Below are 14221 nucleotides of genomic sequence, written 5' to 3' on the forward strand. Positions count from 1 at the left end.
AGCTTTTCGAATATATAAAATAATCTTTATTAAACAACAGGTAGTTGAATCATAAACACCGAACCTTCTCCCGCCGTTGTCTCTACCTTAAGCTCGCCCCCATGCGCCCTCACTATATCATAGCTCAAACTTAATCCAAGTCCCGTCCCCGAGCCTGCGGGTTTGGTGGTGAAAAAGGGCTGGAAGATCTTATCCTTGATAGTTTCTGGGATTCCGTGGCCGTTGTCGGAGACGGATATTTGGATCTGTCCAAGGGTGCCATTGACTGGGAGGGATTGCACATTGCTAACTGTTACTCTCGGTTGATAGTCCGGCGAGGCTGTCCCCGACTTGGCTTTTTCATCTACTGCGTAAAAAGCGTTATTTATCAAGTTCAACAATACCCGACCCAAATCCTGCCGGATGACCTCGACTTTAGGGAGATTTGGCTCCAAATCCGTTTTAAAGTCTGCCTGAAAACTTTTGTCCTTGGCCCGCAGTCCGTGGTAACTCAGCCCCAAGCATTCCTCGGCCAATTGGTTGAGATCGGTCGATTCTTTTTTGCCTTCTGACTTGCGGCTGTGCTGGAGCATCCCTTTGACGATGGAGTCGGCTCGCTTGCCGTGATGATTGATTTTGGAGATGTTGTCTTTGAGGAAAGCCAAGATTTCGGACACAGACTCTGAATTGCCGTCTGCTAGCTCCTCTTTGAGTTCATCAATCAGTTCTTCGCTTACTTCGGAGAAGTTGTTGACAAAGTTCAGCGGATTTTGGATCTCATGTGCGATGCCTGCGGTGAGCTCACCGAGGCTTGCCATCTTTTCGGACTGGATAAGTTGAGCTTGTGTAGATTTCAGATTGCGGTAGGCCTCCGCATTGTCGATTGCCAAGGCAGCGTAGGTGGCGATGCTTCGAAGAATTTCCAAGTGAAAGTCTGTGTACGCATTTTTCTCAAAACTCTGCGCAGTCAGTACGCCAACGATCTTGTCTTTGTTGATCAGCGGGAGATAGACCAGCGACTGGGTATTGTCTCCAGCTGCCACTGCGGGTATCACCTCAATGTAATGGTGATGATCGTTTTCGAAATCGTTGGAAAGTATTTCCTTTTTATTCTTGTAGCACCAGCTTGCAGGGCGATTTTTGTCGTCGAGACTGTAGGTGTAGGCGGGTAACGTTGTCCCATTTTCTTTGGTAGCGGGGAATTCCAGACTTTGCGTGGTTTTATTGAAAATACCGATACCAAATACCGATGCGTCCATGAGTTTGTTGACGTGGAGATACACGGTATTGATGATGTTTTGGATGGATAGAGAGCTGGTGATGTCCTTTCCGATTTCGCTGATCAATTCGATGTTTTTACGTCGCTCCTTCTGTGCTTCTGCCTTGAAATTGGCTTCACGAATGGCTGACTGCTGCCGTTCTCTATCGACCACTCGACGACGTTGGACACGGCCGATCGTCACAGCCAGCAGACCGGCGATAAACACGTAGCTGAGGTAAGCCCACCAAGTCTTCCACCACGGAGCGAGGATCGTGATCTTCAGCGATTTTCCCTCCTCATTCCAGATCCCATACGCGTTGGATGCCCGGACCAGCAATTCATATTCTCCCGGATCCAAGTTCGTGTACCCTACAAAATTGCGGTTGTCGTAGATCCAGTCCTCGTCGTAGCCCTTGAGCATGTGGGCGTACTGGTTTTTTTGGGGATTGGCGTAGTGAAGCGCCGCAAATTCGAAGGCCAGATTATTCTGGTAAAAATCAAGTGTAATGCTTTCAGTTGCTAGGAGGCTCTCAGTCAGGGGTGAGTTTTCCTTCATGTCGATGATCGACTTGTTGGAAATGAACAGGTTGGAAATGATAATCGACGGCGGAGTCTTGTTGGAGCTGATGCTGCTGAAGGTGGTCAATCCGTGCTCGCCGCCAAAATAAAATCTGCCGTCAGCTGCCCGTGTCGAGGCTAGCGACAGAAAAACATCTGCACCCAAGCCATCGGACGAGTTGTAATTAATGAAAGTTATCTTGCCCAGATTCTCGTTGGTTACCATTTGCGACAATCCGCTCTGCGACGCAATCCACATTTCACCATCGTCTCCCTCCACTATTCCCTGGATCAGGTTGGTGGCGAGTCCGTCCGCTTCGGTGTATCGGATGAACGTGTCCGTCGCTGGGTCTAGCTTATTGAGTCCTTCCTGCGTTGCCAGCCAAATCATGCCCTGACTATCGGCATGGATGTCCAAGATGTTGTCGAAAATAAGGGAACTGTTGTCCAGGGGATCATGGGCAAAGTGCTTCACTTGATTGGTAGCCGGATCAATGCGGTCCAAGCCGGTGCCGGCGGTGGCCACCCAGACGTATTTTCCGGCTATCTCTATGTCGTTGACATTGATGCCGTTGATGACCAACTCCTCCTGCTCGGGTAGTTGCGGGGTCTGGAGGAATTGGAATTCGTTTCCATCTTGAGAATTCAAGACTGCAATCCCGTAGAGTGCCGTTTGGTTAGGTTTGTCGGCATTCCACTTGTCAAAGGCATGGCTGTCGTCGGTGAGGTATCTCAGGGTGTATTTTCCCGGCTCCAACTGAACTGAACCGAGTTCTACCCGGTTTTTAGGATCGCCACCGGCATAATAGGTGTGGTCAAAATCACCCATCAGCCAGACCGTGTCTTTGACTTCATTTTCGATCCAGCCATAATCAGCCCGGCTTACACCGTCAATCTCACCGACTGCCATGAGCCAATAAGTTCCGGATTTGCTGATTTCGAAGGATTCGGACAGATTTTGGTTGTCTACGATTTTTTCGATTGAAGCGATTTTCTGGTCGGTTGCGATGAGCTTTTCCACCTCGGCGACCACTTCGTCCGGATATTGCCTGGTTTGCTTGCTTGCAACGCGTTTGATGGTATTGGTTTTTGTATCTAAGATGTTCAGCCCGCTGTTTGTACCAATCCACACCTGCCCTTTGCCGTCAGGCTTCAAAGCCCGCACCTGGTTGTTTGAGATCGTGTTTTCATCGGTGGAATCGGTCTTATACCGCCTGATTTCCTTATAATTTTTATCCAACTCGATCACACCGTCTCCCCAGGTGCCGAGCCAAAGTGAGCCGTCACTGGCTTCTGCGATACTTCTCGCCGAGCCTCCAAAAAAATCTTCTTCCACCTTAAAGGTAACCCGCTCAAAGGACTGTTGAAGCGGATCATAAACTGTGAGTCCATTCCCCCGAGAGCCGACATAAACCCGTCCCGGGGTGATTTTCGAAGCTTGAATGCCAAAAACTCCTCCGGCACTCAGACTATTGGGGTTGCTGACATCGTGGCCAAGGTATTGAAAAGGCTTGTTCACCGGGTCGTATTTGACCAAACCAGACTCCCTACTGCCGATCCAAAAAATGCCGCTTTGGTCGATCATGAACTGTGTGAGCGTGATGTTCCAGCCATACGTCCGCATGATCACTTTTCCTGCGATTTCAATCTCGGTATAGTGATCGCTGATTCCGTCAAACTTCAGCATGCCTCGAAAATTATTGGAAATCCAGATGTTGCCCTGCGGATCTGCTGCGATCATGTTCCAGTTATTCCAAATTTCTCCAACTCGGGACTCATACTCCTTGAGTGTTTTGAAGGTTTCTGTTTTGATATCGTATTTGTAGACACCGTTGCGGGTGGTCATCCACAGGGTGTTCGATTGATCTGCATAGAGGCCAGTGATGAGGTCGTCGTCCACGAAATTTATCCCACCAAATTTGTCGGTGGGCACTGGCTTGAAGGCCTTTTCGAGTTTTTTCTGACGCATGAGTCCGTTGGTCGGAGTAGACAGCCAAAGATCCCCGTTGTGATCCTCCGCCAGAGCGGGCGAGAATCCGGTATGCACAGACTCGGCTGCGTTCGGGAGTTCATAGTTCGCATAATTCCAAGCGTCTGTGCCCGGGTCATACAGTGCCAGTTGGACCGTGATACTGGTGAGCCATAGCCGGTTTTGAGAATCGATCAAAAACTTAAACCCTGCTACTTCTGAATTGGGGGTGAAGTTAAATGTTGGAGCGAAATCGTAGTTCTTAAATTCGTTGGTCTTGCGGATATATTTGGAGACTCCCCGGTTGTTGCTCACCCAGATGTCGTGATTGTCATCCTCGAGCAAAGCCCAGACAAAGTTGTTTTGGAGACTGCTGGCATTGCCGGGAATGTTTTTGAATGTCTGAAATTTGTACCCGTCGTATTTTTGCAGTCCGTTGGCAGTGCCGATCCAGATCAAGCCGAAACTATCCTGTATAACCGCATTGACCGTCGGAGACGCTACCCCGTCTGCTACGGAGAGGTAGGCGGGTTCGATGGTTTGGATTTTGTCTTGGGCCTGCGTCGAATAAGTCAGGCTGAGGAGAAGCAAGAGGAGCAGGAGGGCGTGCGTGATAGGTGAATTGGATCGATTCATAGCAAACTATCGGTTGGGACTTGTTTGGTTTGGGGAATTTTGGGCAAAGATTTAACACTCATGCATTGAGGAATTGCTATTGAAAAACAGGAAGCCTAAGGGCTAAGTTTGGGTGAAAACTCTGTAGAAGTGATTCGGTAATCAAACTCCAAATCCAACGTTATCAGGATAGGATTGGCAATGCAAAATCACCAGAATAGGCTGGCGTACTTGGGTATCAAAAAATAGTGGCCTAGGTAATTTAAGTTAAGTTTTTGAGTATTAACAGATAAGTCCAACTTAAAAAAACCACGGCGCTTTGGAGAGTATGAAGAAATGGCTAAAGTTCACTGGCTCCTATGCTGCTCTAGCCAGCGTTAAGACTGCATTATTAGATAAATCAAAGCTTCGTTTTTTCCGCCGATTTCTTTTTTGTGGTTCGGTAAAAGTGACGGCGGCTTGGTACATTTTTCCAGTTTGATCTCAATCCAGCACAAAAGTTGACAGTCAAGCACCAGAGTGCAGAAGGCGCATTTCGTCTACCCGCAGGATTAAACCGCTATCAATACTATAAACTCCGTTCCTTTTCCTCCTTTCGATACCACTTTCAACTCCCCTCCATGTGCCTTTACAATATCATGGGTGATCGAAAGTCCAAGGCCAGTCCCTTCGGTTCCTTTTTTGGTAGTGAAAAAGGGCTGAAGAATTTTGTCCCGGATCTCCTTTGGAATCCCGGTGCCGTTGTCTGCTACTGAGAGCAGTACTTTGCCGCCTTCCAAAGCTGTTTTCACCTTCAATTTCGGGAGGTAGGTTTCCAACCCTCCAAGGGTTCCAAACCCTTGGAGGGTTTTCTCCCGCATCGCATCAAAGGCATTGTTGCAGAGATTGAGGATCACTCGGGAGAAGTCCTCGCTGATCAGCGATACGTCGCCTACTTTTGGATCCAGTTGCACCTCGATGTCCACGTTGATTGGAGACTTTGCGGCCCTCATGCCATGGTAGGCGAGATTTACAAATTCCTTCACGATCGGATTGAGTGCTTTCGGTTCCCGCTTGCTGCCCGACGCCCGACTATGCTGAAGCATGGAAGTGACGATTCCATTTGCTCTGCTGCCATGCTCATGAACTTTCTTAAGATTTGACCTGATATCTTCCAAAATTTCGTCCACCAAAGTCTCGTCTCTTGATTCTAGGCTCTTGGCTCTTTCTTCCAATGCTTCCTCAATCATCTCAATACTCACCTCCGAGAAGTTGTTGACAAAGTTCAGCGGGTTTTTGATCTCGTGGGCGATGCCTGCGGTGAGTTGGCCGAGGCTGGCGAGTTTTTCCTGCTGCACGAGTTGCACCTGTGCGGCCTTGAGGTCGGTCAGGGCTTTCTCGGCACTAGCTTTTGCTACTTTCAGTTTTTCCAAATCTTCGGCAGCCCGGAGAGCATTGGCCTCGGCGATCTTTAAATCACTGAATCGGGTGAAAGTCAGGTTAAAGACCGATGCAAACCTTATCAAAAGCTCGGTGCTTTGTTGAGGTGGTTCTTCAGGGGTGGTCAGCATGAGCATTCCTTTGGAAAAAAAGGCCGCGGTCTGTACCCGCTTTTCACCCAAAAGAGAATGATCAAATGGAATTCCTATTTCATTTTCGCAGTACAAAATCCAGTCGTTGAGTTTTTCGTCTGTCAAAACAATGGACAAAGATTCTTGCCCCCCTTTCCATGCGTTGTATAGCTTTCCTAGAACATTCGCTTCGGCAGTACTTCCGGTAAAACTCGTTTTGATAATAGTACCTCGTTGCTCGGTGGACCAAAACTCGATCGTCTGTTGATCTTCGGACACGATACCGATATTGATGCGCTCGTGTTTCACGCCGAGGTGGATGAGCTGCGCAAAAAGCACGGCGGCCGTTTCGGCCAGTTCATCCGAAGTCTGCATTGCGAGGGTTCGGCTTCTGACTTTTTCCAAAGCCGCTTCGATCTGTGCTTCTCTTGCTTGGGATTCTGCTTTTTGCAGATCAAGGAAACGGGTGAAGGTCTGCTCGAAGACTTTTGCGAAGCGTTTGAAGATGTCATGTGCGTCGGGTACCGGTTCCAGGGTGATAAACAATAGATAGCCGTATTTGAAAAAAGTCGCATGATCAATTTGCCGCCTTGGAAAAGCGCCGCCGTTTTCTTTCATTTTGATGAGCGCATCGCCCATCACCGGGAGCGTGCATAAGTATTCGTAATGTACGGCACATGCTTCATCGGCAAATTCCTGAATGTACATTGATTCTCCCCGCTGCCCTGCTTCGAAGTAGCGCAAGAAAACATTTTCGCGCGGTGTCTTATAGGTTGGCATGGTGCCCATTTCGGAGCTGAACCATTCTGTCGAATCGGTCTTGCCGTAAATATTGAAAGCACATCCTCTGGTTTTGATCCCCAATGCCCTCACCTGACTGTCGAGCAAAAACGATGTATCTGCCAATTCATCACTGTGTTGCATGGCCATCGTTCTGGCACGGACTCGCTCCAGCGCCAGTTCTATATCTGCTTCTCTTGCCTGTGCTTCTGCTTTTTGCAGGTCAAGAAAGCGGGTGTAGGCTTGTTGAAATACTTTTCCCACGCGCAGCAGCACTGCATTCTCCTCGGCAGAGAAAGGAGTACCTGCGTATTTCTCGATGTAAAGTCCTACATCGTCGAGCAAAACGGTGGAGATGGCCAGCGCCGGTTTGCTGAAAATGGTTTCCTGCGCTTCTTTGGTAAGTGTGGGAATGAATTGAAATAGGTCTTGATAGAACTTGTTTTTGACTTCGAACGGCAAGAGGTTGGCAAAGAAGGATTCCCCTTTCGCCTTGGCTTCGCGAAAGCTGTTCCAGTGTGGAGAGTCAAAGTAGGGAATGGTAATCTCGGATGGCACGCCTTGCTGCTGATCTGCCAGCCAGATGTGCATGTCCTCCCGCTCCTGATAGTCGATGATAAACCCAGCATGCTCGACTGGTATCTTAAGAGCCACCAATTGCTCGAATACTACTTCGATGACGTTTTGGAGCTCTTCACTCCGGTGCATCGAAAGACTTCGGGCACGCACTCTTTCCAGCGCCAGCTCGATTTCTGCTTCGCGGCCTTGTTCCTCTGCCTTTACCAAATCCAAATACCGACGATAGGTCTGCCCAAAAACGGAAGTGAATCGCTGGGTAATGGAGATTAGCTCAGGCTGAAATTCTCGAGGGCTGAAGGCGTAAAAAAATCCTTGCTCGAATATGAAACAGTGCTGGATCTCTCTTAGGGGTAAATTATCAATCGGGATCTTGATCTTATAGTCAGGTGCGCTGTTGAGCATTTGGTAGTAGTTCAGCAGATCCTCTCCTTCCAAGACATAGACATGAAGAGGAGTCTGAGCTATCCAAGCTCTGCGGGCATTTTTCAGCAAAGGATGGAGAGACATGTCCAAGTTGCCGATATGCATTTTTATCTCTTCGCCGACTTTGGAAGCTGTCCAAAGCTGATTGTTTTCATTATCATGGTTGAGGATGCCGATACCGAAGCGGGTGCCTTCATCCACGCCCAGGGCAGTGAGTTCACTGAACATCTTGACGATACACTTTCCAACGTCCTCACTGCTATGCATGGCCATGGTTTGCGCCCGGACTCTTTCCAGAGCCGCTTCGATATGTGCTTCTCTTGCTTGCACTTCTGCTTTTTCGATATCCCGAAATCGAGAATAGGCCAGCGAAAAAACCTGATGAAATCGCTTAAATAAAATCAAGGTCGCTTCTTCGAGGGACTCATAAAGTGTCAAGCCCAGTCCACCTTGCCCGATGGACAGAAAACAATAGCTCAATTCTTTGGCTTCCTCTAGGAGGGGGTCAGGAAAATGAGTCTCTGATTTTCTGTGATTTATAAATTCTTTGAGCTCCTTGCCACTGATCCGGTTGGTAAAATGGGCATTTTCCGAAGCCAGCATTTGTTGGACCATACCGTGCTCGACCGGACTTTTGAGATAGGCTGTTTTCTCCACGGTCTCTTGGTCATAGGCGGTGAAATACTGGTAACAGAGATAAACTCCAGCTTGCTCATCGATGATGGCAGTCTGCACGTTTCTGATGCTCTTGATACCAAACCCACTCAGTTCATCAGAGATTACCCGACATACCTTCAGCATATCGTCGGGGCTTTTCATTGCCATCGCCACGGTACGTACCCGCTCTAGTGCTGCTTCGATCTTCAGTTCCTTGTTTTTTTCAAGCAGCTCGGCCGTTCTTTCCTGCACCGATTGTTGGAGTCGCTGGTTTTCTGCACGCAAGGCATCTTTCCCAAAAGCCTCTCCCTCCATCGCTTTCATGTCCGGAAAAGAACCGTGCTGGTGCTGAACGATCCAGCCGGTTTCGGTTTGCTCCAAAAGGGAAGACATCCGAAAATGCCCGTAAAAGGACCAGTCTCCGTCGACTTCTACATACATGTCGGTAAACTCGTTGACCATCACAAATTCCCCATAGGCGCTGGCTTCCACTTTTCGGTTGCGGAGCTCAGCTTTGCCTTGCATCTGATCCGCCATGGCAAGGGTATAGTCCAGGATCTCCTGCCGACTGTGCCAGATTTCCTCCTTGGTGCCACCGATGTTGTAGTAGTCTTCTTTGATAAAAGCCGCCCAAGTGTCGATGTCTCCGCTCAGGTAGGTGGTCCAATAGGTGTCTAGCCACTGCGAGAATTCTTCTACGAGTGTGGGTGTAATGTTCATGAACTGGACTTTTTGGAAAAAAAAGAAAATTGTTACGAAGGATATTACGAGACCAAACGAAGAGCTTAAATCCGATTGCAAATGAGTCAAACGGAGGGAGAGAGAAATCAGAATCAGCGAAAGGCCTCCGCGTACTGTGGAATCAAAAAATAGTGGCTTGCTTAATTTAAGACAAGTTTCTGAATAATAACCCTTGGGACTAAGTAATCCCCTCAGGTAACTTTTGGATAGCCAAGGGCAAATCATGTGACAGAACTTCTGAAAACTACGCTCGGGATCGGGTTTTTCCACTCGATAAAAGCACCGACAACGAGCCGATAATTGCACCCAGATTGGCGAAGTGATCCATGTAGTCTAAAAAACCCAGGGTAAATGCAAAAAGCACGTATCCCAGACAAGCAACGAATCTGCCGGTGGGAAAGGGATTTTTGCGAAATGAAAGCGTCATCAAGAAACCCACACAATAGGCTAACACCATCGGTGAGGAGCCAGCAACCCAATAAACCGGGTGCGCATACATGCTAAAAATGGCTCCGGAAAGTAACGATACGAGCAACAAGGTCAGCGTCTTTCGGCTTCCAAAGATCACTTCCACCCGCTTGCCGAGAAATGCAAACACCCCGATATGGACTAGTCCCAACACTGGCCCGGTGGATGCCAGTCCGTAGGTAAGCATTCGCCACCAGCCGCCATTTGTTACTTCCGGCCTTCGAAGTGCGCCCCAATGCGCCAGATCGGGATTGTCCAAGTAGCCTCCCAGCACTCCGCAAAATCCCATAATCACGGTCATCGTGAGCATGATAGTCAGGAAAATGGGTGTGACCACATATCCTCGGGAAAATTGAAGTGCGGAAAGGCTGATGTTAACCCAGGAACCCTTTTTGAACTTTCTTATACGGGAGCTTGGGATCGGCAAGTCTGGATGTCCTCCCAAAAGAAACAATAGAAAACCCGCTGTTCCGATCAGCCAGGTGTAGAAAATCCACGCGCCTGAAGAGCCGGCACGGTCGGCAAAGGGTTCGTCTACCGCTTCCAGGATGACAAATTGGTTTTGCTTGTTGACCCGAATGCGATTGGCAATGGCTCGGTTGTAATAGAAGAAATCTTCCGACTTCGGAATTCTTTTGAAATAGGTGACTTTGTGGAAATTCCAGTTTGCCATCTTTTTTAGACTTGCTTCCTGAAAGGCCTTCAATGCCGCGTCTTTTTTTGCTTTGGTTGCCCGATTGGACATGGACATGCTGTGCCTGACACCGTACCAAAACTCGGGAGATTCGGGGACCGAATCACTTGGGCTGCTCAGGAAAGGGCTGGCAAAAAGTAGATGGAAATTCAACTTCGAGCCTTTTCCAGTGGTAGAGATATCTGTGAAATAGGTCCCCCACTTTCGCGGAATGGCAAATTCCTCGATCGTATAGAAATTACCAAAGGGTGCCTCGGCAAGCTCAAGCGGGGAGGAAACCTCAACTAAGCGACCGAAGCGATCCGTGACATAGCTGCTGGTCGCCAACAGTACCGCCACAGCGGTAAAATAAGTTAAATAGCTTATGCCGTATCGGCCGCGATCTGAGTCAAATCGGTAAACTATCCCCAAGAGTCTATACCTGAAAATACTGAGAAGGGGCACTAGAGGCAATAATAGAGGTAGTACAAACCCCCAAACGCCAGCCATAAACTGGTATTCAAGCTTTGGGCTGAGTGGAACCAAAGTGAAGTACCTGATCAGGCCATAGACTGGAACCATCCCAAGCGTAGTCACCAAATGGGCAGGGAGCAGTAGCTTAAGTTTTAGGAGATACTCTTTCAAACAACAGCGGAGATAAAAACCAGATAAATATATCTTTTTAGTTAAAAAAAGACCGACCACTTTTAGTGATCGGCCCAGTACTTTCATCGAGGTAATTTATTGTCCGACCATAAAGACGGCGTTACTCAAAACGAGTTTTCCGCTTTCCCAGAAGCCTCGGAAGATCGGGTTATCCACAAAATAGACGATCTGACCACGTCCTTGTCCTTCAGCTCCTATCGCCAAAGATTCTCCCATCTTAGGTTTGAGTTTGTAGCCGATGTAGCCGGTTCGGTAGGATTCGTTGGAAGCGACAACCCCGGCGTTGGCTCCTCCAGTCAGATAGGTAAACCGGTTGGAGTTGTTTTTCAGGGTGTAAAACTTACCTCCTGTGCCGTAGCCCAGCGGGTGGGTTTGATCCATCTTGATTTCGTAGATCGCTCCGGCGGTGCCAGAAGAGATCTCTAGACGTTCTCCTTCGGTGTACGGCTCCAGTCGCTCCTGCTTGGACAATTCTGTAGCCGCTTTCTCTGCTGCTTTTTTCTCCTCGTCAGTGTCAAAAGTTTTCAAGGCAAATCCTTCTTTGTTGGCGAATAGATTAAGAGCCCCGTCCATGGCAATCAACTTTCCGCCTGCTTTGACCCAGTCGGTGATTTTCTGTTGGGCGGAAGCATTGAGTGCCGGGCCATAGGTCGATGGCAATATGAGCACGTCGTACTTGCTGAGGTCATACCTTGCCATGGACTCAGCATCCAGATTACTCACGGGGTAGTCCAAGTCCTTTTCGAAGAAGTGCCAAATCTCTCCGAAACTCAACGAGGAAGTACCATTTCCGCCAATCAGCGCCACTTTTGGTGCCTGGATCACTTTGATATTTGGGGAGCCAAAGTCCTTGCCTTTGTCCACATAGCCTGTCTGCGTGGTCGCCAGTTTTACGCCGAATTTATTGGCTGCGTCGATTACTTTTTTGTCAAAATCGGCGACGTATTCATTACCGCCTTTGGTGATAATCAGGGAGCCTGCCGGAAAGCTTTTCCCCTCTACTACAAAAGGATATTCCGCATATTTCACCCGGATCTTGGCAGTGAGCAAAGCCGATAAAAATGCAGCATCGCGCGTTCCTTGCCATTGGGCTAGGTATGCCACCGGAGTTTGGCCAATCGGATTTGGGGTGAACGTAGGTTTTTGGTATTCGCCTCCTGCATCCAATCGAGTCTCCAGCGCAAAGGCCTGAAGGCCGTAGGCGTAGGGCATTGCCCAGCTTGTAATGTCGTAGGTGATCGAGTCATTGAGCGTCGGGTTTGGCTCGAAAAGCACTTGAGCCAAAACGGATTTTGGTTGGTAAGCGTTGATGACGATGTCCTTCTCGGTAGTCGCAAATGACACTCCGGTTTTCCCACTTTGGTACTCGAAGCCCTTCAAGCCGGATTTTGCTCCAGCTTGGCCATATTTGATTCCGTTTTTGTCCAGAAGCTCGAGCAATTTTTCCACCTGCGCAGGATTGCTTTCTCCTTTGATCACAAAGCTTTTGTACTTGCCTTTTGGGTTGCTGGAGTTGTTTTTGAAATAGCTTGCAAATTCGTCTACGAGACGTTTTGAGTTTTTGCTGGTCACTTCCGCAGCCGACATCGCGGCGGTATAGTGTCCGGCAATCCTGCTGCTTAGGGTCACGGTGTCTCCTACGGAGTTGTATCCGCCGACGCCAGCTCTACCGCCGCCGCCCTGCTCGATCGTCATGCCGATGGCGCCGTTGTACATCGGATACGTGTCGCCATAGGATGGGTAGAGCAAGTCAAAACGTTCTTTCGTGAAGTAAAATCTTCCCATCTCGTCAAAGTATTTGGCGGTATTTCTTCCAAAAATATCCTGGAACTCATGCTGAAATGGGGTCAACTGCTCGTGCAAAGGCTCAGCTGCGGGAGCCATATAAAAAGGTTGATCGATCCCCTGCTCGTGAAAGTCCAAATGCAACTGTGGCATCCACTGTTGATACACTTTCATCCGTTGTTGCGATTCCACCTGCACCTGCCAAGCCCAGTCTCTGTTTAGGTCAAACAGGTAATGATTTGCACGACCTCCTGGCCAAGGCTCGTTGTGCTCTTGGGACTGAAGGTCTGGCTGGAGCGTGGTGTTCATTTTTTGGTTGTACCAGTTGGAGTAACGATCGCGGCCATCAGGATTGATGCAGGGATCTAGGATGATCACCTGATTTTTCAGCCATTCCTGTGATTTGGTATTGTTGGGATCGGCGAGCGTATAAAAGGAAGAAATGGCGGCTTCCATTCCGACAGACTCGTTTCCGTGGACGTTGAAAGACATCCAGTTGATCGGGATCTCGTTGCTTGGACTTCCTTCAATCAGGCCAGCCCGCTTCAGGTTGTCGGTGCGGATCTCCTCCAACTTGGCCATGTTTTCCGGGCTGGAAAGGATGGCGATGATCAACGGACGTTTTTCGTTGGTTTCGCCGTATTGGATCAGCTTGATGTTTGGGTTTTGCGAAGCCACATATTCAAAATAGTCGACCATGCGGTGATGTGGTGTAAACCGGTCTCCTGGCTTGTAGCCCAAAAACTGCTCGGGGGTCTGTAGCTGCGCAAAGGCTCCAAGGGCGGTGGAGAAAGTCAGGAAAAGTAAGAGTAAGTTTTTTTTCATAGGGTAGGTGGATTCAGTGGGTAAGATAAATGCTTTTGGGTCTTGGATTCATACCGATCGGGGAATTTTGCGTTTTGGGTGCCGGTCAATTCTCCAGTTTTATTGTAAAAATCTTAGAATTCGGTTCCCTGATCTAACTTGCCAATCAGTTCGAAGTGAGTTTAACAAAATAGGCGTCCGCCGCTGCCAGAAGCCCGTTTGTCTCAGCTCCTAGCTCAGTCGACAGTTCTGCTTCCAGCATGCGCATCGCATCCATCACTTTGGCTTGGAGCGATTTGCCTGGATAGCTTAAATGAATCAATACGGTCCGTTCGTCGACTTCACCGCGTTTCCGTTTGAGGAGGTTTTGAATTTCTAGTTTTTTCAAAAGTGGAGTGAGGGTGCCCGAGTCCAGGCTAAGCTTCTTGCCCAGTTCATGGACTTTCAACCCATCTTCTTCCCAAAGAATTTGAAGGGTCAAAAATTGCGGGTAGGTCAAATTGAAGTCGTTTAATGTCAGCTGTATCCTTTGAATCAAGATTCGGGAAAGCGTGTATAGCGTCTTTGAAAGTCGCACGGAAGGTAGGGAGTCTAGTTGCATTTGGAATAAAAGGATTTGATACAATCTATTGGGAAAAAATTAGAAAACCAATCGGCTATACTGTTTATGCTTGTATTGTGTTAAGTTGATTTTACGAGTCTGGCCTAGAAAT

General features: G+C 48.5%; 5 protein-coding genes. All 5 read right to left on the reverse strand.

Annotated features, from left to right (window positions below):
• Nucleotides 1-29: 29 nt before the first annotated feature.
• Nucleotides 30-4403: a sensor histidine kinase gene (locus ABD031_RS02620; protein WP_343848243.1), complete on the reverse strand. Its 4374-nt coding sequence runs from the start codon at nucleotides 4401-4403 to the stop codon at nucleotides 30-32.
• Nucleotides 4404-4933: 530 nt separating this feature from the next.
• On the reverse strand, nucleotides 4934-9091 hold the full coding sequence (locus tag ABD031_RS02625; protein WP_343848244.1) for an ATP-binding protein: 4158 nt from the start codon (nucleotides 9089-9091) through the stop codon (nucleotides 4934-4936).
• A gap of 265 nt (nucleotides 9092-9356) precedes the next feature.
• Entirely contained in the window at nucleotides 9357-10898 is a 1542-nt protein-coding gene (locus ABD031_RS02630) for a rhomboid family intramembrane serine protease (RefSeq protein ID WP_343848245.1), read from the reverse strand.
• Between the two features lie 96 nt (nucleotides 10899-10994).
• The gene (locus ABD031_RS02635; RefSeq protein ID WP_343848246.1) at nucleotides 10995-13529 is read right to left on the reverse strand and encodes a M14 family metallopeptidase; all 2535 of its coding nucleotides are present in this window, start codon (nucleotides 13527-13529) and stop codon (nucleotides 10995-10997) included.
• A 145-nt stretch (nucleotides 13530-13674) separates the two neighbouring features.
• Entirely contained in the window at nucleotides 13675-14109 is a 435-nt protein-coding gene (locus tag ABD031_RS02640) for a MarR family winged helix-turn-helix transcriptional regulator (protein WP_343848247.1), read from the reverse strand.
• Nucleotides 14110-14221: the final 112 nt, after the last annotated feature.

It is taken from the genome of Algoriphagus jejuensis (genome assembly GCF_039523455.1).
Taxonomy (GTDB): domain Bacteria; phylum Bacteroidota; class Bacteroidia; order Cytophagales; family Cyclobacteriaceae; genus Algoriphagus; species Algoriphagus jejuensis.